This is a genomic window from Streptomyces actinomycinicus (assembly GCF_016741775.1).
Taxonomy (GTDB): Bacteria; Actinomycetota; Actinomycetes; order Streptomycetales; family Streptomycetaceae; genus Streptomyces; species Streptomyces actinomycinicus.
On record NZ_JAERRK010000014.1, the window covers coordinates 1 to 26,163 of the forward strand.

General features: G+C 71.1%; 14 protein-coding genes and 1 tRNA gene. 11 read left to right on the forward strand and 4 right to left on the reverse strand.

Features of this window, described 5'->3' with window-relative positions:
* Positions 1–113: 113 nt before the first annotated feature.
* A complete protein-coding gene (locus tag JK359_RS24440; protein ID WP_201840004.1) occupies positions 114–776 on the forward strand; it encodes a DegT/DnrJ/EryC1/StrS family aminotransferase in 663 nt (220 codons plus the stop codon).
* 83 nt (positions 777–859) lie between these two features.
* A tRNA-Thr gene (locus tag JK359_RS24445) sits at positions 860–935 on the forward strand.
* 45 nt (positions 936–980) lie between these two features.
* Here JK359_RS24445 and JK359_RS24450 read toward each other — a convergent pair.
* Positions 981–3,740 carry a SpoIIE family protein phosphatase gene (locus JK359_RS24450; protein ID WP_201839603.1) on the reverse strand — a complete coding sequence of 920 codons (2,760 nt, stop codon included), beginning with the start codon at positions 3,738–3,740 and terminating at the stop codon, positions 981–983.
* 409 nt (positions 3,741–4,149) lie between these two features.
* Between JK359_RS24450 and JK359_RS24455 the strand changes: the two genes are divergently transcribed.
* The 9 genes from JK359_RS24455 to JK359_RS24495 all read left to right on the forward strand — a co-directional run bounded on the left by JK359_RS24455 (position 4,150) and on the right by JK359_RS24495 (position 18,612).
* Positions 4,150–9,609: a HAMP domain-containing protein gene (locus tag JK359_RS24455; protein ID WP_201839605.1), complete on the forward strand. Its 5,460-nt coding sequence runs from the start codon at positions 4,150–4,152 to the stop codon at positions 9,607–9,609.
* Positions 9,610–9,906: 297 nt separating this feature from the next.
* On the forward strand, positions 9,907–10,587 hold the full coding sequence (locus tag JK359_RS24460) for a response regulator (protein ID WP_201839607.1): 681 nt from the start codon (positions 9,907–9,909) through the stop codon (positions 10,585–10,587).
* Positions 10,588–10,711: 124 nt separating this feature from the next.
* Complete coding sequence (locus JK359_RS24465; protein WP_201839609.1) at positions 10,712–13,459, forward strand: DNA translocase FtsK; 2,748 nt, start codon at positions 10,712–10,714, stop codon at positions 13,457–13,459.
* Between the two features lie 279 nt (positions 13,460–13,738).
* Positions 13,739–14,581, forward strand: coding sequence for a helix-turn-helix domain-containing protein (locus JK359_RS24470; protein WP_201839611.1), 843 nt, complete (start codon positions 13,739–13,741; stop codon positions 14,579–14,581).
* A gap of 104 nt (positions 14,582–14,685) precedes the next feature.
* Positions 14,686–16,158 (forward strand): 30S ribosomal protein S12 methylthiotransferase RimO, encoded by a 1,473-nt coding sequence (rimO, locus tag JK359_RS24475; RefSeq protein ID WP_201839622.1) that lies wholly within the window; start codon positions 14,686–14,688, stop codon positions 16,156–16,158.
* Positions 16,155–16,907 (forward strand): CDP-diacylglycerol--glycerol-3-phosphate 3-phosphatidyltransferase, encoded by a 753-nt coding sequence (gene pgsA / locus JK359_RS24480; RefSeq protein WP_201839625.1) that lies wholly within the window; start codon positions 16,155–16,157, stop codon positions 16,905–16,907. The genes rimO and pgsA overlap by 4 nt, the downstream gene beginning before the upstream one ends.
* Complete coding sequence (locus JK359_RS24485; RefSeq protein ID WP_201839628.1) at positions 16,904–17,449, forward strand: CinA family protein; 546 nt, start codon at positions 16,904–16,906, stop codon at positions 17,447–17,449. The genes pgsA and JK359_RS24485 overlap by 4 nt, the downstream gene beginning before the upstream one ends.
* Before the next feature lie 109 nt (positions 17,450–17,558).
* Positions 17,559–17,933: a helix-turn-helix domain-containing protein gene (locus tag JK359_RS24490; RefSeq protein ID WP_201839630.1), complete on the forward strand. Its 375-nt coding sequence runs from the start codon at positions 17,559–17,561 to the stop codon at positions 17,931–17,933.
* A 208-nt stretch (positions 17,934–18,141) separates the two neighbouring features.
* Positions 18,142–18,612, forward strand: a complete 471-nt coding sequence (locus JK359_RS24495) for a Dps family protein (protein WP_201839632.1) — start codon at positions 18,142–18,144, stop codon at positions 18,610–18,612.
* A 514-nt stretch (positions 18,613–19,126) separates the two neighbouring features.
* On the opposite strand, the gene JK359_RS24500 is transcribed toward JK359_RS24495, so the two are convergent.
* From JK359_RS24500 to JK359_RS24510, 3 genes are all read right to left on the reverse strand, one after another.
* Complete coding sequence (locus tag JK359_RS24500) at positions 19,127–19,891, reverse strand: SDR family NAD(P)-dependent oxidoreductase (RefSeq protein WP_201839634.1); 765 nt, start codon at positions 19,889–19,891, stop codon at positions 19,127–19,129.
* A 214-nt stretch (positions 19,892–20,105) separates the two neighbouring features.
* Complete coding sequence (locus tag JK359_RS24505) at positions 20,106–20,951, reverse strand: Fpg/Nei family DNA glycosylase (protein WP_201839637.1); 846 nt, start codon at positions 20,949–20,951, stop codon at positions 20,106–20,108.
* A gap of 44 nt (positions 20,952–20,995) precedes the next feature.
* On the reverse strand, positions 20,996–26,116 hold the full coding sequence (locus tag JK359_RS24510; protein ID WP_201839639.1) for an ATP-dependent helicase: 5,121 nt from the start codon (positions 26,114–26,116) through the stop codon (positions 20,996–20,998).
* Positions 26,117–26,163 lie beyond the last annotated feature (47 nt).

Here is a 26,163-nt window from a genome sequence, read left to right on the forward strand (position 1 = left end):
AATTCTTCAAAGGTCGGACCCTGAACTTCGGTTCAGGGTCCGACCTTTTTTTGTTGTGCGTAACGTGTCGTTCACGTTCCGCGCCCAGCATCCACTACATGGGTACTGCTGCAATGCTCAGGGCCGCCGGCGTAGGAGTCGGTGACGAGGTCGTCGTACCGGCCTTCGGCAACGTCGAGATCGCCGAGGCCGTGACCCTGGCCGGCGCGCTTCCGGTGTTCGCCGACATAGACCCGGTGACCTACTGCCTCAACCCCGGCGCGGTCGAGGCCGCCGTAACACCGCGTACCGCCGCCGTCGTTGTCGTCCACCGCTTCGGACGGCACGCCGACATCGCACGGCTGCACGCGCTCGGGTCCCGGCACGGACTGCTCGTGCTCGAACAGGGCGAGTCCGAGGCGCCGTACGACGAGATAGCGCAGCGCCGCGAGCGCGCCGCGTACCTCGACGCCAAGCTGAAGGGGGTCCGGACGCCGGACGGCGGCGACGGTCACACCTACCAGCAGTACGTCGTACGGGTGCCGGGCAACGGCCGGCCGGACCGGGACGCCTTCGCACGCGCCGTGCGCGCCAAGGGAGTGGAGTGCCGGGTACCGGTTAAGACCCCCGTGCACCGGCTACCGGAATTCCGCCGGTGCGTGTCGTTGCCGGAGACCGAGCTGGCCGCGGACGAGACGCTCGCCCTGCCGGTGGACGCCTCACTGACGAAGCGTGAGATGCAGCGCGTCGTCTCCGCCTGCAACGCCCTCGGGGGACTGCTCCAGCCCGCCTTCTGAGCGTGCACCGAACGAGTTTGGGAACTCGAGCCTGTTCGGGGTACAGTTTCTTTGTCGCCGCGAGGGAAACCTCGAAACGACAGGCCCCTATAGCTCAGTCGGCAGAGCGTCTCCATGGTAAGGAGAAGGTCAACGGTTCGATTCCGTTTGGGGGCTCCAGCAAAAAGGCCCCACCCTTCCGGGTGGGGCCTTTTTCGTGTTTCCTCACGCTTCCTTGTGGAGTCCCGGGACGCGCATCGCCAGAATCGCCATGTCGTCCGAAGGGGCGTCCGAGGCGAAGCGCTCCACCGCGCGCATGATGCGTGCCGCCACCGCGCCGGCCGTCAGACCCGTACACGTCGTGAGGACGTCGGCGAGGCCGTCGTCGCCCAGCATGCGGGTGCCCTCCCGGCGTTCGGTCACGCCGTCCGTGACGCACAGCAGCACGTCACCGGGGTCGAGGGTGAGCGTCTCCTCGTACAGCTCCAGGTCCTCGATGACGCCCAGCAGGGGCTGCGGTTCGGCCGACGCCACCACGGTGCCGTCCTGGCGCAGGCGCAGCGGAAGCGGATGGCCGGCGCAGACCAGCTTCAGCTCGGCGCTGCCGTCCTCCTGCGGTCGCAACTCGCCGTAGAGGAGCGTCAGGAAGCGGCTGCGGTCCCCCTCGTCGAGGATCGCGGAGTTCAGGCGCTCCAGTACCGCCGGGCCCGACAGGCCCTCCCGGGCCAGCAGGCGCAGGGCGTGCCGGGCCAGGCCGGTCACCGCCGCCGCGTTCGGGCCCGTACCGCAGACGTCGCCGATGGCGAAGCCGTACGCGCCGTTGCCGATGGGGAAGACGTCGTAGAAGTCGCCGCCGACCTCGTTGCCCTCGCCGGCCGCGCGGTAGATGACCTCGACCTCGATGCCCTCGATGTTCGGAGTGCCCGGCGGGAGCAGGCTGCGCTGGAGGGCCTGGCTGATGGCCGTCCGTTCCGAGTAGAGGCGGGCGTTGTCCAGGGCGAGGGCGGCGCGGCGGCTCAGGTCCTCGGCGAGTTCGAGGATCTCCTGGCGGAAGTGCTCGTCGGTGGGCTTGCCGAGGGTCAGCATGCCGATGACGCGGTTACGGGCGACGAGCGGCAGCACCACGGTCTCGCCACCGACCGCGGAGGCCGTCGCCAGTGTCGGGCCGATCCCGGAGGCGACCCGGTGCGTGGGCCCGCCGGACAGCCCGAGGCTGCGCATCGAGCTGCGCAGGGCGGCCTGGTGGGCGACCTCGCCCGGGGTCGTCCACACGCGCGCGCCGGGCGTCGGTACCGGATCCGGCGGGGGGACCTTCGACAACAACGACTTGATGCCGTCGATGAGTTCCTCGTCCTCGTGCAGGACGTACGACAGATAGGGCTCCGAGGCCTGGTCGGCGATGGTGTACACCGCGCACCAGGTGGCCAGCGTCGGGACGGTCATCTGGGCCATCAGGGCCAGGGTCTGGTCCCGGTCCAGGGTGCCGGCCAGCAGGTCCGAGGCCTCGACCAGGAAGCTCAGCGAGCCGCGGCGCAGCCGCTCCAGCTCGCCGAGACGGGCGGACTCGACGGCCAAGGCGATGCGGTCGGCGGCGAACTGGAGGCGCAGTGCTTCTTCGTTGGTGTAGCGGCCGGGCGCCTCCGCGGCGACGCCGAGGGAGCCGGTCAGACGGCCCTCGACCTTCAGCGGGACCGTGACCACCGAACGCATGCCGGTGCCGGCGAGCAGCGGTACGGCACCGGGCACGGCGGCGAGGTCGTCGTGGACGGCGGGCATGCGGGCCGAGCCGTAGCGGCCGGGGCCCGCCTCGACGGGCACGCGCGCGAAGCGCTGCCGGGCCGAGGGCAGGCCCGTGGAGGCGCGGACCTCCAGTTCCGTCTCGTCGTCGGTGGCGAGCAACAGGAACGCGGAGTCGCCGTCGAGCATGTCGCGGGCGCGTTCCACCGTGCGCTGCAGCAGACCGTCGAGGTCGTCCGGGGCGGGGGAGCCGATGAACACCTCGAAGGGGTCGGCGCTCTGCCCGTCGGCGGACTGGGCCTGGTCGGTGGCCGGGACCCGGGGCGGGGACTGCAGGACGGCGCGCTCGTGGTCGCGGACCAGGAGGCAGACGGTGGACGGCTCGCCGCCGGTGTCGCGGACCCGGAGGTGGGAGGCGTACACCCGGGCCACACGGCCGTCGGTGCCGCGGATGCCGTAGGTGCCCTCCCAGCGGGACAGCTGGAGGGCCTCGGCGATGCCGGTGCCGGTACCGGGGGTGTGCGGCCAGGCGGCCAGCTCGGTGAGGGGCTTGCCGACGACGTCGCCCGCGCGGTAGCCGAAGAGTTCCTCGGCGTCCTCGTTCCAGGCGCTGATGGAGCCCTTGCGGTCGACCTGGAGGACCGCCACACGGACCCGGCCGTCGGCCAGCGGGAGAAGCTCGGCGGGCAGGGCGGGGCCGGCGGTGCGGGTACCGACCGGGCGTTCGGGCAGGTTGAGCTGGAACCAGACGTTCTTGTGCGTGGGCGTGTAGTCGACGCCCCAGCGGGTGGCCAGGGCGGCGCAGAGCTGGAGGCCGCGGCCGCCCTCGCGGTCGGGGCTGCCCATGGCCGCCGCGGAACTCTGCAGCGGGACCTCGCGCTCCGGGTAGCGGTCGGAGACCTCCACGCGCACCCCGTCCTCGGTGCGCAGACACAGCACGTCCGCGTGCGTGCCCGCGTGGACGACCGCGTTGGTCACCAGCTCGCTGGTGAGGACCACGGCGTCGTCGACGATGTCGGCGAAACCCCAGCCCTGGAGGGTGTCGCGGACGAAAGCCCGGGCGGTCGCAACCGAACGCCCGACGGGCTCGAAACGGGCAGCCGCGCGCGCGGTGATCACAGAACTCCTCGGCCGGTCGTCGTCGTGCAGGGCTTCCGGGCCGGACGGCTCGCGCCGCTGCTGCGGCATCAGCTCGCCCGTCGGCTGTGGCTCCGGGGGCTGTCCCCCGGGGATCAGTCCGGTGGTCATGGTCTGCGGCCGCCCCTCCGATGCCCGCTCGTTCTCGTGCCACCGCCCAGGCCGGTCGCACCGGTGCGGCTGGACAGCCGGATGCAAGGTTACTTACCTTCGCCGTCCGAACGGATGCCGGTCGCCGGTGTTCACCCCCCACGGTGTGCGGACGATGTGCGAAGCTGCCGAACTGTTATGGCCTGGTTCGGCCGGGGTGAAACACTGGGCAAGCTTCTGGTGAAGGTCGGGCCGGGGTGCGTGTGTTCCGTGCGCGGCGGGCAGCAGCCCCTGGTGTGGCCGGATCTCGTCTGGCAGAAATACGCAGCAGTAACCGGTACGCGGAAGTAACCGGTATGCCGATGAGCGGCACGCCGGGCCGAAGCGGCCGAGCACAGCAGTAACGGTCTACCCCTCCGGGAGGGACACAGTGGAGTCTGGCGCGGCGACGCGAGGCACGAAGACGCGCGCGAAAGGCGGACCGTCCCTGGGCAGGAGCGGCGGTACCACCGAGGTGGACACGGCTGCGCTGAACCGGCTGCTGGCGGCGCTGGTGTCCATGCGGGACGGCAACTTCCGCAAGCGGCTCACGGTGTCCGGGGACGGCGTGATGTCCGAGATCGCGGCCGTCTTCAACGAGGTGGCCGACCGGAATCTGCATCTGACCGGTGAGCTGTCGCGGGTGCGGCGCATGGTGGGGCGTGAGGGAAAACTCACGGAACGGCTGGAGACGGGGGCCTGTGAGGGCTCCTGGGCGACGGCCGTCGACAACTCCAACGCGCTCGTGGACGATCTCGTCTGGCCCGTCTCCGAGGTCAGCCGGGTGCTCACGGCGGTCGCCGAGGGCGATCTGTCGCCCCGGATGGAGCTGCGTACGCAGGCGCCCGACGGCGGCACCGGGCATCCGCTGCGGGGTGAGTTCCTGAAGGTCGGCCGTACGGTCAACAACCTGGTCGACCAGTTGTCGACGTTCACGGACGAGGTCACGCGGGTGGCCAGCGAGGTTGGCACCGAGGGCAAGCTCGGCGGACAGGCCCGGGTGCGCGGTATGTCCGGTTCGTGGAAGGACCTGACCGAGTCCGTCAACACGATGGCGGACCGGCTGACCGCTCAGGTGCGGGACATCGCACTGGTGACCACGGCGGTCGCCAAGGGTGATCTGTCACGCAAGGTGACCGTGCATGTCGCCGGCGAGATGCTGGAGCTGAAGAACACCGTCAACACGATGGTGGACCAGCTTTCGGCCTTCTCCTCCGAGGTCACGCGCGTGGCCCGCGAGGTGGGCACCGAGGGCATCCTGGGTGGCCGGGCGCAGGTGCCCGAGGTGGCCGGTGTGTGGAAGGAGCTGACCGACTCCGTCAACACCATGGCGGGCAACCTGACCGCGCAGGTGCGGGGGATCTCCCAGGTCACGACGGCTGTCGCCAACGGTGATCTGTCGCAGAAGGTGACCGTCCAGGCGCGCGGTGAGGTGGCGCAGCTCGCCGAGACGATCAACCAGATGACGGAGACCCTGCGGATCTTCGCCGACGAGGTCACGCGCGTGGCCAACGAGGTCGGTGCGGAAGGGCGGCTCGGCGGGCAGGCGAACGTGCCGGGGGCGGCCGGTACGTGGAAGGACCTGACGGACTCCGTCAACACGGTGTTCCGGAACCTGACGACCCAGGTGCGGGACATCGCCGCCGTGACGACGGCGGTGGCCAGCGGTGATCTGTCGCAGAAGGTCACCGTGGACGTGGCCGGCGAGATGCTGGAGCTGAAGAACACCGTCAACGGCATGGTGGACCAGCTGTCGGCGTTCGGTGCCGAGGTGACGCGGGTCGCGCGGGAGGTCGGTGTCGAGGGTGAGCTGGGCGGCCAGGCTCAGGTGCCGGGTGCGGCCGGCACGTGGAAGGACCTGACCGACTCGGTCAACACCGCATTCCGCAACCTCACCGGTCAGGTCCGCAACATCGCCCAGGTGACGACGGCGGTGGCCAACGGCGACCTGTCGCAGAAGGTCACCGTGGACGTGTCCGGCGAGATGCTCCAGCTGAAGAACACCGTGAACACGATGGTGGACCAGCTGTCGAGCTTCGCCGACCAGGTCACACGGATGGCCCGGGACGTGGGTACGGAGGGCCGGCTGGGCGGTCAGGCTCAGGTGGACGGCGTCTCCGGCACCTGGAAGGAGCTGACGGACTCCGTCAACTTCATGGCCGGCAACCTGACCTCCCAGGTGCGGCAGATCGCCCAGGTGACGACGGCGGTGGCGCGCGGCGACCTGTCGCAGAAGATCGACGTCGACGCGCGCGGTGAGATCCTCGAGCTGAAGAACACGATCAACACGATGGTCGATCAGCTGTCCGCCTTCGCCGACCAGGTGACCCGGGTGGCGCGTGACGTGGGTACCGAGGGGCGGCTCGGCGGGCAGGCGCAGGTGCCGGGTGTCGCCGGTGTGTGGCGGGACCTGACGGATTCGGTGAACGGCATGGCCGGCAACCTGACGGCCCAGGTGCGCAACATCGCGCAGGTCGCCACCGCGGTGGCGCGTGGTGACCTCTCCCAGAAGATCACCGTGGACGCGCGCGGGGAGATCCTGGAGCTGAAGAACACCCTGAACACGATGGTCGACCAGCTGTCGTCGTTCGCCCAGGAGGTCACGCGGGTGGCCCGTGAGGTGGGCACGGAGGGCATGCTCGGGGGGCAGGCCGAGGTGCAGGGCGTCTCCGGCACCTGGAAGGACCTCACGCAGTCCGTGAACTTCATGGCGAACAACCTGACGATCCAGGTGCGCAACATCGCCGAGGTGACGACGGCGGTCGCCAAGGGCGACCTGTCGAAGAAGATCACTGTTGACGCCAAGGGTGAGATCCTCGAGCTGGTCACGACGGTCAACACCATGGTCGACCAGCTGTCCAGCTTCGCCGAGCAGGTGACCCGGGTGGCCCGCGAGGTGGGCACCGAGGGCATCCTGGGCGGCCAGGCGCACGTACCGGGCGTGACCGGTATCTGGAAGGACCTGAGCAACAACGTCAACCTGATGGCAAACAACCTGACCATGCAGGTGCGGAACATCTCCCAGGTGTCGGCGGCCGTCGCCAACGGTGACCTGACGCGTCAGGTGACCATCGAGGCGAGCGGTGAGGTGGCACAGCTGGCCGACACCATCAACACGATGGTGAAGACGCTGAGTTCGTTCGCCGACCAGGTCACCAAGGTGGCCCGGGAAGTGGGTACGGACGGCATCCTCGGCGGTCAGGCGCACGTGCCGGGTGTGGCCGGCACCTGGAAGGACCTCACCGAGTCCGTGAACCAGATGGCGTCCAACCTGACCGGACAGGTGCGGAACATCGCCATGGTGACCACGGCCATCGCCAAGGGTGACCTGACGAAGAAGATCGACATCGACGCGCGCGGTGAGATCCTCGAGCTGAAGACGACGATCAACACGATGGTCGACCAGCTGTCCAGTTTCGCCGAGGAGGTCACGCGCGTGGCCCGCGAGGTGGGTACGGAAGGACAGCTCGGCGGTCAGGCACGCGTGCGTGACGTCGACGGCACCTGGCGGGACCTGACCGAGTCGGTGAACGAGATGGCCGGGAACCTGACCCGGCAGGTGCGTGCCATCGCGCGCGTGGCGACCGCGGTGACCCGTGGCGACCTGAACCTGAAGATCGACGTGGACGCGTCCGGTGAGATCCAGGAGCTGCAGGACTACATCAACAAGATGATCGCCAACCTGCGCGACACCACGATCGCCAACAAGGAGCAGGACTGGCTCAAGGGCAACCTGGCCCGGATCTCCGCCCTCATGCAGGGCCGGCGGGACCTGGAGGACGTGGCCTCGCTGATCATGAGCGAGCTGACTCCGGTGGTGTCCGCGCAGCACGGGGCGTTCTTCCTGGCGATGCCGCTCATGGAGGGCAAGGACGTCGGGTACGGCGACGACGACTACGAGCTGCGGATGCAGGGCTCGTACGGCTACTCGATGGGCTCCATGCCGACGTCGTTCCGGCCCGGTGAGGCACTGGTCGGCACGGCCGCCGAGGAGAAGCGCACGATCCTGGTGGAGAACGCGCCCAGCGGCTACCTGAAGATCTCCTCCGGGCTCGGGGAGGCACCGCCCGCGCAGGTGATCGTGCTGCCGGTGCTGTTCGAGGGCAAGGTGCTCGGCGTGATCGAGCTGGCGTCCTTCACCCCGTTCACGCAGATCCAGAAGGACTTCCTCAACCAGATCGCCGAGATGATCGCGACCAGCGTCAACACCATCTCGGTCAACACCAAGACCGAGGAGCTGCTGAAGCAGTCGCAGGAACTGACCGAACAACTGCGCGAGCGGTCGGCCGAGTTGGAGAACCGGCAGAAGGCGCTGCAGGCCTCCAACGCCGAGCTGGAGGAGAAGGCCGAGCTGCTGGCCCGCCAGAACCGGGACATCGAGGTGAAGAACACCGAGATCGAGGAGGCCCGGCAGGTTCTGGAGGAGCGTGCCGAGCAGCTCGCGGTCTCGATGCGCTACAAGAGCGAGTTCCTCGCCAACATGTCGCACGAGCTGCGCACCCCGCTGAACTCGCTGCTGATCCTGGCCAAGCTGCTCGCCGACAACGCCGAGGGCAACCTGTCGCCGAAGCAGGTCGAGTTCGCCGAGACCATCCACGGGGCCGGCTCGGACCTGCTGCAGCTGATCAACGACATCCTGGACCTGTCGAAGGTCGAGGCGGGCAAGATGGACGTCTCGCCGACGCGTATCGCGCTCGTACAGCTCGTGGACTACGTGGAGGCCACTTTCCGGCCGCTGACCGCCGAGAAGGGCCTGGATCTGTCCGTACGGGTCTCCCCGGAGCTGCCGGCGACCCTGCACACCGACGAGCAGCGGCTGCTGCAGGTACTGCGGAACCTGCTGTCCAACGCGGTGAAGTTCACCGACTCCGGGTCGGTGGAACTGGTCATCCGGCCCGTCGGCGGGGAGGTGCCGCAGTCCATCCGGGAGCAGCTGCTGGAGGCCGGTTCGCTGACCGATCCGGACGGCGAGCTGATCGCCTTCTCGGTGACCGACACCGGCATCGGCATCGCCGCCGGCAAGATGCGGGTCATCTTCGAGGCGTTCAAGCAGGCGGACGGCACCACCAGCCGCAAGTACGGCGGCACCGGCCTCGGCCTGTCGATCTCGCGGGAGATCGCGCAGCTCCTCGGGGGAGAGATCCACGCGCAGAGCGAACCGGGCCGTGGCTCGACGTTCACGCTGTACCTGCCGCTGTACCCGAGCGAACTGCCGCCGCAGGGCTACCAGCAGGCCGTGCCCGCACTGGAGGCCGGCGACCTGGTCGCCTCCGAGGCGCAGCGCTCCTCGGAGCTGTCCGCGGCCGAGGTCGAGACGCCGGCCGAGGTGAAGTCGTACCAGGAGACGCAGAACGGCGCCGCCGCGCTGTTCCGGCGCCGCCGGCGGACGTTGCCCGAGGAGGTGCAGCGGCCCGAGCAGTGGACGGTGGTCACGGAGCAGGAGAGCGGACAGCAGCAGGGGCGCGCGGTACGGTTCGGCGGCGAGAAGGTGCTGATCGTCGACGACGACATCCGCAACGTGTTCGCGCTCACCAGCGTCCTGGAGCAGCACGGTCTGTCGGTGCTGTACGCCGAGAACGGCCGCGAGGGCATCGAGGTGCTGGAGCAGCACGACGACGTGGCGGTGGTGCTGATGGACATCATGATGCCCGAGATGGACGGGTACGCGACGACCACGGCGATCCGGCGGATGCCGCAGTTCGCGGGACTGCCGATCATCGCGCTCACCGCGAAGGCGATGAAGGGCGACCGGGAGAAGGCGATCGAGTCGGGTGCCTCCGACTACGTCACCAAGCCGGTCGACCCCGATCACCTGCTGGCGGTGATGCGCCAGTGGATGACCGCGCGGTGACAGTGCCGGGCGGCCCGGCCGGACCTGGCGTGAACGGCCGGGGAACCTCGGACGGGCCTCGGGAGTTGCTGCATGATGAGGGTCGGCGACGCGCAGGAATCCCGGAGCAGGAATCCCGGATTCCGGGAACCTTCCGGGGTTCCGCGGCGTTTCCGGTAAGTGCACAGTGACATCACGGTGACAGGGTGTGGCGACGGGCGGGGTGCGGCTACGATGACCGGCACAAGGACGGGCGGCGAAAGGGAGTCGTCCCCTGGGGCGGCGCCCGGTGTACCGCCGGGGCGAGGAGGGCGGGCCATGGTGCAGAAGGCCAAGATCCTCCTGGTCGATGACCGGCCGGAGAATCTGCTGGCGCTGGAGGCCATCCTCTCTGCGCTCGATCAGACGCTGGTGCGGGCATCGAGCGGGGAGGAAGCGCTCAAAGCGCTGCTCACGGACGATTTCGCCGTGATTCTTCTGGATGTCCAGATGCCGGGCATGGACGGGTTCGAGACCGCCGCCCACATCAAGCGGCGCGAGCGGACGCGGGACATCCCGATCATCTTCCTCACGGCGATCAACCACGGCCCGCACCACACCTTCCGGGGCTATGCGGCGGGCGCGGTGGACTACATCTCCAAGCCGTTCGACCCGTGGGTGCTGCGCGCGAAGGTCTCGGTCTTCGTCGAGCTGTACATGAAGAACTGCCAGCTGCGCGAGCAGGCCGCGCTGCTGCGGCTCCAGCTGGAGGGCGGCGGCAAGGGCGGGGCCGCGGGCAAGGAGTCGGCCGGGCTGCTCGCGGAGCTGTCCGCGCGACTCGCGGCCGTCGAGGAGCAGGCGGAGGCGCTGTCCAAGCAGCTGGACGACGACTCCGCGGACGCGGCGGCGGTGGCCACGGCGGCGCATCTGGAGCGCAAACTCACCGGACTGCGCCGGGCGCTGGACGCCCTGGAGCCGGGCACGGGCGGCGCCGGTGCCGCCGTGCCCTCACAGAACTGACGTACGCCGGGGCCGGAGTTGCCGGTGAGCGTGCGTCAGTTCCGGGCCCCGGCAGACACGACACGAACGGGTGAAGCTGTGGGCACACGTGTCCGCCGTCGTCTCCCCCGGTAACCTCACACCCATGGCCTCACGTCCCTCCGCAGCCAAGAAGCAGCCCGCCAAGAAGGCTGCGGCTCCCGCGAAGGCTCCGGCGAAGAAGGCCGCAGCGAAGAAGGCCCCGGCCAGGAAGACCGCGGCGAAGAAGCCCGCGCCGAAGCCCGCCCCCAGCCCCACCGGGGGCGTCTACCGGCTCGTGCGCGCCGTCTGGCTGGGCCTCGCGCACGCCGTCGGCGCCGTCTTCCGGGGCATAGGGCAGGGTGCGAAGAACCTCGACCCGGCCCACCGCAAGGACGGCGTCGCGCTGCTGCTGTTCGGCATCGCGCTGATCGTCGCCGCCGGCACCTGGGCCGACCTGAAGGGCCCCGTCGGGGACCTGGTGGAGATCCTCGTCACCGGCGCCTTCGGCCGGCTCGACCTGCTGGTGCCGATCCTCTTCGCGGTGATCGGCGTACGGTTCGTCCGGCACCCGGAGAAGCCCGAGGCCAACGGCCGGATCGTGATCGGCCTGTCCGCGCTCGTCCTCGGCGTGCTCGGCCAGGTCCACATCGCCTGCGGCTCACCCGCCCGCAGCGCGGGCATGCAGGCCATAAGGGACGCCGGCGGCCTCATCGGCTGGGCGGCGGCCACCCCGCTGACGTACACCATGACCGAGATGCTCGCCGTACCCCTGCTGGTGCTGCTCACGGTCTTCGGACTGCTCGTGGTGACCGCCACCCCGGTCAACGCTGTCCCGCAGCGGCTGCGCATGCTGGGGGTGCACCTGGGCGTGCTCCCCGACCGTGACGACGAGTTCGCCGTGGACGCGGAGGAGTACGACGAGCCGTGGCGCGAGACTCCGCCCCCGCGCACGCGCAGGCGCTCGGGCGCCCCTCGGGCGTACGACCCCGAGAGCGCCGAGGAAGAGGCCCTCTCGCAGCGCCGCGGGCGCCCCAGGCGCTCCGCGGTGCCCCAGCCGGATCTGCAGCGGCAGATGGACGCCGTGGACGTCGCTGCGGCGGCCGCCGCCGCCCTCGACGGTGCCGTCCTGCACGGCATGCCGCCGTCCCCGCTCGTCGCCGACCTCACCCAGGGGGTCAGCGCCGGGGAACGCGAGGACACCACACCGGTGCCCGCTCCCGCGCCGACGCCGGTCCCGGCCGCCCGCCCCGAGCAGGAGAAGCTCGACGCCGAGCCCGCACCCGACCGGACCAAGTCCGTCGCCGACCGGACCAAGTCCGTACCCGACCTGACCAAGAAGGCCCCGGAGGCTCCCCGCGAGCTGCCCGCGCGCGCCGAGCAGCTCCAGCTGTCCGGCGACATCACCTACGCGCTGCCCTCCCTGGACCTGCTCCAGCGCGGCGGCCCCGGCAAGGCCCGCAGCGCCGCCAACGACGCGGTCGTCGCCTCACTCACCCAGGTCTTCACCGAGTTCAAGGTCGACGCGGCCGTCACCGGCTTCACCCGCGGCCCGACGGTCACCCGCTACGAGGTCGAACTCGGGCCCGCCGTGAAGGTCGAGCGGATCACCGCGCTCACCAAGAACATCGCGTACGCGGTGGCCAGCCCCGACGTGCGGATCATCAGCCCCATCCCCGGCAAGTCCGCGGTGGGCATCGAGATCCCGAACACCGACCGGGAGATGGTCAACCTCGGCGACGTACTGCGCCTCGCGGAGTCCGCGGAGGACGACGACCCGATGCTGGTCGCGTTCGGCAAGGACGTCGAGGGCGGGTACGTGATGCACTCGCTCGCGAAGATGCCGCACATGCTGGTCGCCGGCGCCACCGGGTCCGGCAAGTCGTCCTGCATCAACTGCCTCATCACCTCCGTCATGATGCGGGCGACCCCGGAGGACGTCCGGCTGATCCTGGTCGACCCCAAGCGCGTCGAGCTGACCGCCTATGAGGGCATCCCGCACCTGATCACGCCGATCATCACCAACCCGAAGCGGGCCGCCGAGGCGCTGCAGTGGGTCGTCCGCGAGATGGACCTCAGGTACGACGACCTGGCGGCCTACGGCTACCGGCACATCGACGACTTCAACCGCGCGGTGCGCGAGGGCAAGGTCACGGCGCCCGAGGGCAGCGAGCGGGAGCTGCAGCCGTACCCCTACCTGCTGGTCATCGTGGACGAGCTGGCCGACCTGATGATGGTCGCCCCGCGTGACGTCGAGGACGCGATCGTACGGATCACCCAGCTCGCGCGCGCGGCCGGCATCCACCTGGTGCTCGCCACCCAGCGGCCCTCGGTGGACGTGGTCACGGGCCTCATCAAGGCCAACGTGCCCTCCCGGCTGGCCTTCGCCACCTCCTCGCTGGCCGACTCCCGCGTCATCCTCGACCAGGCCGGCGCAGAGAAGCTGATCGGCAAGGGCGACGGGCTGTTCCTGCCGATGGGCGCCAACAAGCCGACCCGTATGCAGGGCGCGTTCGTCACCGAGGAGGAGATCGCGGCCGTCGTCCGGCACTGCAAGGACCAGATGGCGCCGGTCTTCCGGGACGACGTCACGGTCGGCACCAAGCAGAAGAAGGAGATCGACGAGGACATCGGCGACGACCTCGACCTGCTGTGCCAGGCGGCCGAACTGGTCGTCTCCACCCAGTTCGGATCGACGTCCATGCTCCAGCGCAAGCTGCGCGTCGGCTTCGCCAAGGCCGGGCGGCTCATGGACCTCATGGAGTCCCGCAACATCGTCGGACCGAGCGAGGGCTCCAAGGCACGTGACGTTCTCGTGAAGCCCGACGACCTGGACGGCGTGCTCGCGCTGATTCGCGGGGAGACCGGGGGATGAGGCGTACGGCCGTCCGGCGGATGCCGGTTAGGCCGGCCGGCGGCATCGCCGTGATACACCCGTTAGAGAGCGGCGAGCAACCGTTTCCCTTTGTCGCACGTCAAGTTGAGCGAAAGGACAGCTAGGCGTCCCACCCTGGGGTACCTGCTTGTCCAGCCCTCGGGATGTCCGGCCGTTCCGATGGGGTACAAAGTCATACCGTCCGGTTGTTCCACCCTTTCGTACCCCCTCTAGACTGAGCTTCCAGCACAGGTGGCTTCACGCTCGAAAGGCGCCCCCGTGTCCATCGGCAACTCCCCTGAAGACGAGCGTCCGTTCCCAGACGAGTCCCAGGAAGCCCGACCCTCCGTCGGCCGCGCCCTGCAGCAGGCGCGGATCGCGGCCGGGCTCACCGTGGACGAGGTCAGCAGTGCCACTCGTGTCCGTACCGCCATCGTGCACGCCATCGAGGCGGACGACTTCGCCCCCTGTGGCGGCGCCGTATACGCCCGTGGCCACATCCGCACGCTGGCCAGGGCCGTCCACCTCGATCCCGAACCGCTGATCGAACGGTACGACGCCGAACACGGCGGTCGTCCCGCACCCACCCCCGCCGCACCTCTGTTCGAAGCCGAGCGGATCCGGCCCGAGCGACGCGGGCCGAACTGGACCGCGGCCATGGTCGCCGCGATCGTCGTCGTGATCGGCTTCGTCGGGTTCACCGCCTTCAAGGGCGGCGACGACAGCGGCGACTCCAAGTCGCAGGTCGCCGAGGGTGCCAAGCCCTCCGCCGGCAAGACGTCCTCGCCCAAGCCCCAGAAGGAGAAGCCCGCCGAGCCGAGCGGCGAGCCCTCCGACAGCGCCATCGCCGCGGCGCCGCAGGACAAGGTAACCGTCCAGGTCAGCGCGCCCGACGGACGCAGCTGGATCTCCGCCAAGGACCACAACGGCCGGATGCTCTTCGACGGGCTGCTGAAGAAGGGCCAGTCCAAGACCTTCCAGGACAGCTCGAAGATCAACCTGATCCTGGGCGACGCCGGCGCGATCGAGCTGTACGTCAACGGCAAGAAGATCGAGGACGACTTCAAGCCGGGCTCCGTGGAGCGCCTCACCTACACGAAGGGTGACCCCGTGGCGGGCTGACGGGCGGTGCGGCGGACGCACGCGCAGCGGATGTGACGGAGTCGGCCAAGATCGGCCAACCCCGTCGACGTGGGCTGTCAGTGAGACAAAGTAGTCTTGAGCCCATGCCTGAACGCCGTACCGTCGCACTCGTCACTCTCGGCTGCGCTCGTAACGAGGTGGACTCCGAGGAGCTCGCAGGCCGTTTGGAGGCGGACGGCTGGCAGCTCGTCGAGGACGCCGCGGACGCCGATGTCGCCGTGGTCAACACCTGTGGCTTCGTGGAAGCCGCGAAGAAGGACTCCGTCGACGCCCTGCTCGAGGCCAACGACCTCAAGGATCATGGCAGAACCCAGGCCGTCGTGGCGGTGGGCTGCATGGCCGAGCGGTACGGCAAGGAACTGGCCGAGGCGCTGCCCGAGGCCGACGGCGTGCTCGGCTTCGACGACTACGCCGACATCTCCGACCGCCTGCAGACCATCCTGTCCGGCGGCATCCACGCCGCCCACACCCCGCGCGACCGCCGCAAGCTGCTGCCGATCAGCCCCGCCGAGCGGCAGGAATCGGCCGCCGCCGTCGCGCTGCCCGGCCACGGCCCGGCCGACCTCCCGGAGGGCGTGGCGCCCGCCTCGGGCCCCCGCGCACCCCTCCGCCGCCGCCTGGACGGCTCCCCGGTCGCCTCGGTGAAGCTCGCTTCCGGCTGTGACCGGCGCTGCTCCTTCTGCGCCATCCCGTCCTTCCGCGGGTCCTTCATCTCCCGCCGCCCCAGCGACGTGCTGAACGAGACCCGCTGGCTGGCCGAGCAGGGCGTGAAGGAGATCATGCTGGTCTCCGAGAACAACACGTCCTACGGCAAGGACCTGGGCGACATCCGCCTGCTGGAATCCCTGCTGCCGGAGCTGGCCGAGGTCGACGGCCTGGAGCGGGTGCGGGTGAGCTACCTGCAGCCGGCCGAGATGCGCCCGGGCCTGATCGACGTACTGACCTCCACCCCGAAGGTGGCGCCGTACTTCGACCTGTCCTTCCAGCACTCCGCGCCCGGCGTGCTGCGCGCCATGCGCCGTTTCGGCGACACCGACCGCTTCCTGGAGCTGCTCGACACCATCCGCACCAAGGCCCCCGAGGCCGGCGTGCGCTCCAACTTCATCGTCGGCTTCCCCGGCGAGAGCGAGTCGGACCTGGCCGAACTGGAGCGCTTCCTGAACGGCGCCCGGCTGGACGCCATCGGTGTCTTCGGCTACTCCGACGAGGAGGGCACGGAGGCGGCGACCTACGCCGACAAGCTGGACGAGGACGTCGTCGCCGAGCGGCTCGCGAGGGTCTCCCGGCTCGCCGAGGATCTCGTCTCGCAGCGGGCCGAGGAGCGCCTCGGCGAGACCGTGCGGGTTCTGGTGGAGTCGGTGGACGAGGAGGAGGGCGTCCACGGCCGTGCCGCGCACCAGGCGCCGGAGACCGACGGCCAGGTCCTGCTCACGAGCGGCGCCGGCCTGAGCGTCGGACGTATGGTCGAGGCGAAGGTGGTCGGTACCGAAGGGGTCGACCTGGTGGCCGAGCCGCTGACCGGCTCGCTCGCGTGTAGTGAGGAGGCGGGCAGATGACCGGAGTCCCGGCATCCGCCGCGGGCGGCTCCTCCGGTGCGCAGGGCGCCCGGGGCCCCGCCGCCGACGGCACCCGGTCCGAGGTCTCCGGTTCTGCTTCCGGCCCCGACGGCGGGGGCAGGGCACCGCGCGGCGGCAAGATCGCGGCGGCGGCCGTCAACCAGGCGAGCGTCTGGAACGTAGCCAATCTGCTGACGATGCTCCGGCTGGTCCTGGTCCCCGGCTTCGTCGCGCTGATGCTGGCGAACGGCGGCTACGACCCGGCCTGGCGCTCGCTGGCCTGGGCGGCCTTCGCCGTCGCCATGATCACCGACCTGTTCGACGGGCATCTGGCGCGCACCTACAACCTGGTCACCGACTTCGGGAAGATCGCCGACCCCATCGCCGACAAGGCGATCATGGGGGCGGCGCTCATCTGTCTCTCCGGCCTGGGCGATCTGCCGTGGTGGGTGACGGCAGTGATCCTCGGCCGGGAACTCGGCATCACGCTGCTGCGTTTTCTGGTCATTCGCTACGGCGTGATCCCCGCCAGCCGGGGCGGCAAGCTGAAGACCCTCACCCAGGGCGTGGCCGTCGGGATGTACGTCCTGGCGCTGACCGGCTGGCTGGCCACCCTGAGGTTCTGGGTGATGGCCGCGGCGGTCGTGCTCACGGTCGTGACGGGCCTTGACTACGTAAGACAAGCCATTGTGCTGCGCAGGCGGGGAATCGCAGAGCGCGCGGCAGCGTTGGAGGAGAAGGAAGCGTGAGTTCCGCGGCCACCGAACTGGTGCGACTACTGACTGTGAGGGGCGAGACCCTCGCCGTCGCCGAGTCGCTCACCGGTGGCCTGGTGGCGGCGGAGATCACCGCGGTGCCCGGGGCGTCCCGGGTGTTCCGGGGCTCGGTCACCGCCTACGCGACCGAGCTGAAGCACCGGCTGCTGGGCGTCGACGCCACTCTCCTGGCGCAGTGCGGGGCGGTGGATCCGCAGGTAGCGGGGCAGATGGCGGCCGGAGTCCGCAAGGAACTCGGCGCCGACTGGGGTATCGCGACCACCGGGGTCGCCGGCCCCGACCCCCAGGACGGCAAGCCCGTCGGGACGGTCTTCGTGGCCGTCGACGGGCCCCTCACCGCCCGGACCGGTTCTGCCGGTGGCGGAAAAGTCGGGGCTCTGCGGTTGAACGGCAACCGTGCGGAAATTCGTATGGAGAGTGTACGGAGCGTACTCGCGCTGCTCCTGGAGCAGCTTGCGGGCGAACAGACCGGGAATGAGCGGGCACAGGATACGGAACGGAACGGGGGGTTTTGATGTTTGCAGCCCTGAGTGAACACGACATCGCTCCCCGCACGGCCGCGGCGCGAGGCGGTACGGTGGGGCGAGAAGGATGCGGCTACGCGGTCCGAGGAGGGAGCCACCGATGATTCTGCTCCGTCGCCTGCTGGGTGACGTGCTGCGTCGGCAGCGCCAACGCCAGGGCCGTACTCTGCGCGAAGTCTCCTCGTCCGCCCGAGTCTCACTCGGCTATCTCTCCGAGGTGGAGCGGGGGCAGAAGGAGGCTTCCTCCGAGCTGCTCTCCGCCATCTGCGACGCGCTGGACGTACGGATGTCGGAACTCATGCGAGAAGTGAGCGACGAGCTGGCGCTCGCCGAGCTGGCCCAGTCCGCCGCGGCCACCGAGCCGGTGTCCACGTCGGTCCGTCCGATGCTGGGTTCCGTGTCGGTGACCGGTGTGCCTCCGGAACGGGTGACCATCAAGGCGCCCGCGGAGGCGGTGGACGTGGTCGCCGCGTGAGGTTCGCGCGCGCGGCCTGACGACCCGAGACGACTGAAGCCCCGGCAGGCTTCCCAGGGGGACCTGGGAGGGCCCGTCCGGGGCTTCGTGCTGCGGGGCTGTCCTCCTTCTGCGGCACCTTGTATCCGTCCTGCCGCATTTGCCGGGGTTGCGTGGTGCGGTCATCGTGGGAGGCACGTGACGGCGCCGAAGCACCCGGAGGAAGCCGATGTACGTCGTGAAGAGCCCGTTGCCCGACGCGGATCTGAAGGTCGTCTCCGAGGCGCTGCAGGGCGCGCTCCTCGACCTGGTGGACCTCTCCCTGGTCGCCAAGCAGATCCACTGGAACATCGTCGGGCCCCGCTTCCGCTCCATCCACCTGCAGCTCGACGAGGTGGTCGCCTCCGCCCGCGCCCACTCGGACACGGTGGCCGAGCGGGCCTCGGCCCTCGGTGTACCGCCCGACGGGCGTGCCGCAACGGTGGCCTCGAGCAGCGGCATCAAGCCCACGCCGGCGGGATGGATCAAGGACGAGGACGCGGTCGGGACGATGGTGGACGCGCTGGGCGCGGTCATCACCCGGATGAGGGAGCGCGTGGAGGCGACCGGGGAGCCCGACCCGGTGTCCCAGGACCTCTTCATCGGGATCACCGCGGATCTGGAAAAGCACCACTGGATGTTCCAGGCGGAGAACGCATAGCGGGTGCGACCCGGCGGGCGCGGCTCGGGCACGGCTCGGGTGCGGCTCGCGGGTTGTACGGGTGCGGCTCGGATGCGGCTCGAGTGCGGCACGCGGGCCGCTCGGAGGTGACTCAAGGGTGGCTCGGGTGCGGCTCGCGGGTGATGCGGTCGCGGACGGGTTGACGGGCCCTCGCGAGATCCGCTGTCTCTGATGCCGGATGGTCCTGCGTTGCATCGGTGAGCCCGTGGTGCGCCTCCCGCGCGGGGCAGGCGACGGTCTAGCGTCCGGCTGGAGGTGATGGCGGGCATGGTGGGGCGGATAGTGCGCCGGGGGGTTGCGCTCGGGCTCGGAGCCCTGTGGTGGTGCGCCGTGCTGCGGCTGGCCATGAGCGACGACGCGAGTGCGGTCGAGGCAGCCTTCGTGGCCGGCGGCTGGGGACTGAGTCTGCTGCCCGTGCACTGCGCGCCCAAGGGACGTGCGACCGGGGCGGTCCCACCGGGACGCCGGGCGGCGGCCCGGCGGACACGGGACGCTACCAGGGCATCGCCACACCCCCGTTCGGGCGAAGTATCTGACCCGTCGTGAACGCCGATGCGTCCGACGCCAGATACAGCACCGCATGAGCGACGTCGTCCGGCTCGCCGACCCGGCCCAGCGGTGTCATCCGGGTCAGCGTGGCCTCGGTGTGCGCCTGCGCCTCACGGTCGTGGCGGTCGGTCATGGGGGTGCGGATCCAGCCGGGCGCAATGGCGTTGACCCGGATGCCGTGCGGACCGACCTCGGTGGCCAGCGTCTTGGTCAGCTGTACGACGGCCGCCTTGGCCGCGCCGTAGCAGAGCAGTCCGGCTCCGCCGGTGTCGACGGCGCCGGAGGCCATGGTGACGATGCTGCCGCGCATCCCCCGCGCGAGCATCAGCCGGGCCGCCTCCTGGCAGGCGTACAGCACACCCTTGAAGTTGACGTTCAGCACCCGGTCGAGATCCTCGTCCCGCGTCTCCAGGACCGGGCTGCTGTGCATGATGCCGGCGATCGCCGCCATCACGTCCAGCCGCTCGCAGGACCGGACCGCCTCACCGAGCCGGGCCCGGTCGGTGACGTCGAGGACGTGCACGTGGGCCGCGCCGCCGCGGTCCTTCACCAGCGCTGCCGTACCGTCCAGGCCCTCCGCGTCCCGGTCGGCACAGTGCACCGTCGCCCCCGCCTCGGCCAGCAGCACGGCCGAGGCCCGGCCGATCCCGCCGGCGGCTCCGGTGACGAATGCGGTGCGTCCACTGAGGTCGTACGCGGTGAGGGCCATGCAGGGACCGTACGAGCCTTTCTGACGGGGCGTCAATTATTGGGAGCTGGCTCATGACTTGCGGGGCGCCCCTGACGGCGGGTGGAGGGTGCGGGTCAGGCGGTCGTGACTTGGGCGGGAGCCTGCACGGGAGGGGGAGGCGGAGGGTGGGGTTCGGTGACGGCCTTGCAACGGAGGGCGTGTGGCTGCCGGCCGGCCCGAGGTGTCGCGGGGGTCAGCCGGTGCGGCGGGGATAACGGTCGCGCCAGCGCTGGGCCGTGCCGGCTGCGGGAGCGGGGCCCGGCTGGCAGGTGGGGCACCAGTAGGTGGGGCGTTCCTGCGAACCGTCACTCTGGTCGGCCACCCGTACCGAGGTGTGGCAGCGCAGGCAGGGGCGGGGTGCACGGCCGTAGACGAACAGGTCGTGCCGGTGCAGGCCCGTGGTCTGCCGGACCGGACGGTCCCGGTTCGCCTCCAGGAGCCGCTGGGCCAGGCCGGGCAGCTTCTCGGCGCGGTCCGCGGGGAGCGCGCCGACCGGCAGCCAGGGCGTCACGCCGAGCAGGAAGCACAGCTCGCTCTTGTAGACGTTGCCGATACCGGCCAGATTGCGCTGGTCGAGCAGGGCCTCGCCGAGCGGGCGGGCGGGGTCCGCGAGGACGTTCGCCAGGGCACGCTCGGGGTCCCAGTCCGGCCCGAGCAGGTCGGGACCCAGGTGGCCGACGACCCGCTCCTCCTCGGTCGTGCGCAGCAACTCGAGGACCTGCAGGCGGTACCCGACGGCCGTGCGGTCGTCCGTCCCGAGGATGACGCGGATCTGGTGCGCCGGGCCGCCTCGCCAGCGCTCGCCCGTGCCGTACACCTTCCACGCGCCCTCCATGCGCAGATGCGTGTGCAGGGTCAGGCCGCCCTCGAAGCGGGTGAGCAGGTGCTTGCCCCGCGGGATCGTGCTCAGCACTCCGCGGCCGGTCAGGTCGACCGTCGCGTACTTCGGCACCCGGAAGTCGCTGCGGGTCAGCGCCTTGCCGGCGAGGGCCTTGTGCAGTCGCCGCGCGGCCTGCCAGACCGTGTCACCTTCGGGCATGCGTCAAGGGTGCCACGGTGGGGTGGGGGCGGGCTGTGCCGTGGTCACGCTCTCAGGCGCAGGCCGCGGGGTGTCGCCACGAACCCCGCCGCTTCCAGGAGAGTGCCCACGGGTGAGGTCAGGGCCTGGGTGCCGTTGATCCGTTCGACCGTGACCGTGCCGAGCGAGCCCGCGCGGGCCGCCGCGGCCAGGGACTCGGCGGCCGTGCGGAGACGGGGATCGTCCGTGGCGGCGGTGTCCGGGTGCGCCGGCCAGGCCAGCAGTGTCTTGCCGCCGCGCTCCATGTAGAGCGTCAGCTCGCCCTCCACCAGGACCACCAGCGAACCCGCCTTGCGGCCCGGTTTGTGCCCGGCACCGGTCGGCGGCTCCGGCCAGGGGAGGGCGGAGCCGTAGGCGTTGGCCGGGTCGGCCGCGGCGAGGACCACGGCACGGGGGTCGGGCGCCTGGCTGCCGGTACGACCGTTTCCGTAGCCGCGGCGCGCGGCGGGGCCGTACGGGGCTGAGGGGGCGGAGGCGTACGGGGTGGGGCCGCCGCCACGGGGGCCGCCGTAGCCGGGGGAGGCGAAGGGGTCGGCGAGGCCGCGGGACGAGGTGCGGTCGCCGTAGGCGGCCGGGTGGTCCTCCGGCGGCCACGTGAAGTCACCCTCCAGGCCGGGGTGGGCGAAACCGCCGTCGGCCCCGTCGAAGGCGGCGGGGGCCGTGTGGCCGTGCGGAGCGCCGTCCGCTGCGTCGAACGGGTTCGGGTGGCCCGCATCGGTGTGGCCGGGCGGCGAGGTGAAGCCGCTGTGGGAGGCGAGGCCGCCGGGGGAAGCGAAGTCGCCCGGGGAAGCGAAGTCGCCCGGGGAGGCGAGGCTGCCGGGGGATGCCAGGCCGGGCGTGGAGGTGATGCCGTTCTGGTGGACCGGGCCGGGCAGGGCCTCGGCCCGGTCGCGGGCGTTGGCCACCGCGCGCAGGCGGTCCACCGCGCCGTCCATCGCGAACTGAGCCGCGCCCAGCCCTTCGACCACGTAACCGCGCCGGGCCTGGCCGCTCTCCTCGAACACGGACAGCACCCGGTACACCGCCGAGAAGCCGCCCTCGACGCCCTCCGCGGCGACCGCGCCCCGGGTGACCACACCGTGCCGGTCCAGCAGGGAGCGGGCCAGCGCATGGGCCCGCACGGTGGCGTCCGGATCGGCCGCGGGCAGCAGCGACCAGCGGCCGGCGACGGTCGGAGGCCCGGACCTCGAAGCGGTGCGGGCGGCGGCCGTCAGCGAGCCGTAGCGTCCGCGCGGGACGGCACGTTTGGCGCGGTGTGCGGTCGAGCCCGCCGTACGGCCGGAACCCAGCAGGGAGCGCATCGGAGCGAGGGTGTCATTGGTGAGCCGGCCCGACCAGGCCAGGTCCCAGAGCGCGTCCGCCAGCTGCGGGTCCGTGGCCTCGGGGTGCGTGGTGGCGCGGACCTGGTCGGCGATCTGCCGGAAGAACAGGCCGTAGCCGCCGGAGAGCGCGTCCAGCACGGACTGGTGGAGGGGAGTCAGCTCCAGCGGGTGGGGCGGTGGGAGCAGCAGCGGGGCCGCGTCGGCCAGGTAGAGGGAGACCCAGCCGTCCTTGCCCGGCAAGGCACCGGCACCGGCCCACACCACTTCACCCGCGGCGGTCAGCTCGTCGAGCATCGAAGGCGTGTAGTTGGCCATGCGGGAGGGCAGGACGAGCTTCTCCAGCGCGGAGGCGGGCACGGAGGCGCCCTGCAACTGCTCGACGGCACGCACCAGTCCGTCGATGCCGCGCAGCCCGTGGCCCTTGCCGATGTGCTGCCACTGCGGCAGGAACTCGGCGAGGGCGGCGGGCGGCACGGGCTCGAGTTCGTGCCGCAGGGCTGCGAGGGACCGCCGGCGCAGGCGGCGCAGTACTGCCGCGTCGCACCACTCCTGGCCGATGCCCGCAGGGTGGAACTCGCCCTGCACGACCCGGCCGGCCGCGGCGAGCCGGTGCAGGGCACCCTCGGTGACCGCCACGCCCAGACCGAACCGAGCTGCTGCCGTGGCCGACGTGAACGGGCCGTGGGTGCGGGCGTACCGGGCGAGAAGGTCGCCCAGCGGGTCCTTGACCGGCTCGGTGAACGCCTCGGGGACACCGACCGGCAACGCCGTGCCGAGTGCGTCGCGCAGCCGGCCCGCGTCCTCGATGGCCGCCCAGTGGTCGGCGCCGGCGATGCGGACCTTGATCGCCCGGCGGGCACCGGCCAGCTCCTGCGCCCACTGCGGGTCCGCGCCCCGCGCCGCCAGTTCGGCGTCGGTCAGCGGGCCGAGCAGTCGCAGGACGTCGGCGACGCCCTCGACGTCCTTGACCCGGCGGTCCTCGGTGAGCCACTGGAGTTCGCTCTCCAGCTCGGTCAGCACCTCGGCGTCGAGCAGTTCGCGCAGCTCCGCCTGGCCCAGCAGCTCGGCCAGCAGCCGCGAGTCCAGGGAGAGCGCGGCGGCGCGGCGCTCGGCCAGCGGCGAGTCGCCCTCGTACAGGAACTGGGCCACGTACCCGAAGAGCAGCGAGCGGGCGAACGGGGACGGCTCGGGGGTGGTGACCTCGACCAGGCGCACCTTGCGGGACTCGAGGTCGCCCATCAGCTCGACCAGACCGGGCACGTCGAAGACGTCCTGGAGGCACTCGCGGACCGCCTCCAGGACGATCGGGAACGAGCCGAACTCGCTCGCCACCTGGAGCAGCTGGGCCGCCCGTTGCCGCTGCTGCCACAGCGGGGTGCGCTTGCCCGGGTTGCGGCGGGGCAGCAGCAGCGCGCGGGCGGCGCACTCGCGGAACCGGGAGGCGAACAGCGCCGAGCCGCCGACCTGATCGGTGACGATCTGGTCGACCTCGCCCTTGTCGAACGCGACGTCCGCGGCGCCGACCGGGGCCTGCTCGCTGTCGTATTCGGTGCCGGCCCTCGTCGGTTCCCGGTCCAGCAGGTCCAGGCCCATGAGATCGGCGTCGGGCAGGCGCAGCACGATGCCGTCGTCGGCGTGCATGACCTGCGCGTCCATGCCGTACCGCTCGGACAGCCGAGCCCCGAGCGCGAGGGCCCAGGGGGCGTGGACCTGGGCGCCGAAGGGGGAGTGGACGACGACCCGCCAGTCGCCCAGCTCGTCCCGGAACCGCTCCACGACGATCGTGCGGTCGTCCGGGATGTGACCGCAGGCTTCGCGCTGCTCGTCCAGGTACGACAGCACGTTGTCCGCCGCCCACGCGTCCAGTCCCGCCGCCAGCAGCCGCAGCCGGGCGTCGTCCCTGGACAGCGAGCCGACCTCACGCAGGAACGCGCCCACCGCGCGGCCCAGCTCCAGCGGGCGGCCCAGCTGGTCGCCCTTCCAGAACGGCAACCGGCCCGGCACGCCCGGCGCGGGGGAGACCAGGACGCGGTCGCGGGTGATGTCCTCGATCCGCCAGGAACTCGTGCCCAGCGTGAAGACGTCGCCCACGCGGGACTCGTAGACCATCTCCTCGTCCAGCTCACCGACCCGGCCCCCGCCCTTCTTGGGGTCGGAACCGGCGAGGAACACCCCGAACAGGCCGCGGTCCGGGATGGTGCCGCCGGAGGTGACGGCGAGGCGCTGGGCGCCCGGGCGGCCGGTGACCGTGCCGGCCACGCGGTCCCACACCACGCGCGGACGCAACTCCGCGAACGCGTCCGACGGGTAACGGCCCGCCAGCATGTCGAGGACGGCCGTGAACGCCGACTCGGGCAGCGAGGCGAAGGGGGCCGCACGACGGACCACGGCGAGCAGGTCGTCGAACTGCCAGGTGTCCAGTGCCGTCATGGCCACCAGTTGCTGCGCGAGCACGTCCAGTGGGTTCGCGGGAACCTTCAGGGACTCGATCGAACCCGACCGCATCCGCTCGGTGACCACGGCGGCCTGGACGAGGTCGCCCCGGTACTTCGGGAAGACCACACCGGTGGAGACGGCGCCCACCTGGTGTCCGGCGCGGCCCACACGCTGGAGCCCGGAGGCCACCGAGGGCGGCGACTCGACCTGGACGACGAGGTCCACGGCGCCCATGTCGATGCCGAGTTCGAGACTGGAAGTGGCGACCACCGCGGGCAGCCGGCCCGCCTTCAGGTCCTCCTCCACCAGAGCGCGCTGCTCCTTGGAGACCGAGCCGTGGTGCGCGCGGGCGATCACCGGGGGCGCGCCCTGCGCCGCGCCGGAGCCGCCCATCAGCTGGGCCGGGGAGTGGTGCTCGTCCAGGGTCTCGCCGGTCGCACGCTCGTACGCGATCTCGTTGAGCCGGTTGCACAGCCGCTCCGCCAGGCGGCGGGAGTTGGCGAAGACGATCGTGGACCGGTGGGACTGGACGAGGTCCGCGATCCGCTCCTCCACGTGCGGCCAGATCGACGGCCGCTCCGCTCCCTCGGTCGCGTCCGAGGTCGGGGAGCCGCCCAGCTCACCCATGTCCTCGACCGGCACGACGACGGAGAGGTCGAACTCCTTGCCGGACTCCGGCTGGACGATCTCCACCTTGCGGCGCGGGGACAGGTACCGGGCCACCTCGTCCACCGGGCGTACGGTCGCCGACAGGCCGATCCGGCGGGCGGGCCTGGGCAGCAGCTCGTCCAGCCGCTCCAGGGACAGCGCGAGATGCGCGCCGCGCTTGGTGCCCGCGACCGCGTGCACCTCGTCCAGGATCACCGTCTCCACGCCCGCCAGTGCGTCGCGCGTGGCCGACGTCAGCATCAGGAACAGCGACTCGGGAGTGGTGATCAAGATGTCCGGCGGGCGCGTGGACAGGGCGCGGCGCTCGGCGGCCGGGGTGTCGCCGGAACGGATGCCGACCCTGACCTCGGGCTCGGCCAGGCCCAGGCGCACGGACTCCTGGCGGATGCCGGTCAGCGGACTGCGCAGGTTGCGCTCGACATCCACTGCGAGGGCCTTCAGCGGGGACACGTACAACACCCGGCAGCGCTTCTTCGGGTCGGCCGGGGGCGGGGTGGAGGCCAGCTGGTCCAGGGCGGCGAGGAACGCGGCCAGCGTCTTGCCCGAACCGGTCGGTGCGACCACCAGCACGTCCGAGCCCTCGCGGATGGCCTGCCACGCGCCCGCCTGGGCGGCGGTGGGCGCGGAGAACGCCCCCGTGAACCAGCCGCGGGTCGCGGGGGTGAAGCCGTCCAGGGCTCGATGTGCGGAGCTGACCATGCGTCCATCCTGCACCCGGCCACTGACAATCGCGCTGACCTGGGCAG

Bases quoted from the DNA above. Each gene is read 5' to 3' on its own strand.
- rimO (WP_201839622.1), top strand. From the start codon at position 14,686: ATGCCTGAACGCCGTACCGTCGCACTCGTCACTCTCGGCTGCGCTCGT.
- JK359_RS24460 (WP_201839607.1), top strand. From the start codon at position 9,907: ATGGTGCAGAAGGCCAAGATCCTCCTGGTCGATGACCGGCCGGAGAAT.
- JK359_RS24490 (WP_201839630.1), top strand. From the start codon at position 17,559: ATGATTCTGCTCCGTCGCCTGCTGGGTGACGTGCTGCGTCGGCAGCGC.
- JK359_RS24465 (WP_201839609.1), top strand. From the start codon at position 10,712: ATGGCCTCACGTCCCTCCGCAGCCAAGAAGCAGCCCGCCAAGAAGGCT.
- JK359_RS24440 (WP_201840004.1), top strand. From the start codon at position 114: ATGCTCAGGGCCGCCGGCGTAGGAGTCGGTGACGAGGTCGTCGTACCG.
- JK359_RS24500 (WP_201839634.1), bottom strand. From the start codon at position 19,891: ATGGCCCTCACCGCGTACGACCTCAGTGGACGCACCGCATTCGTCACC.
- JK359_RS24505 (WP_201839637.1), bottom strand. From the start codon at position 20,951: ATGCCCGAAGGTGACACGGTCTGGCAGGCCGCGCGGCGACTGCACAAG.
- JK359_RS24510 (WP_201839639.1), bottom strand. From the start codon at position 26,116: ATGGTCAGCTCCGCACATCGAGCCCTGGACGGCTTCACCCCCGCGACC.
- pgsA (WP_201839625.1), top strand. From the start codon at position 16,155: ATGACCGGAGTCCCGGCATCCGCCGCGGGCGGCTCCTCCGGTGCGCAG.
- JK359_RS24450 (WP_201839603.1), bottom strand. From the start codon at position 3,740: ATGACCACCGGACTGATCCCCGGGGGACAGCCCCCGGAGCCACAGCCG.
- JK359_RS24495 (WP_201839632.1), top strand. From the start codon at position 18,142: ATGTACGTCGTGAAGAGCCCGTTGCCCGACGCGGATCTGAAGGTCGTC.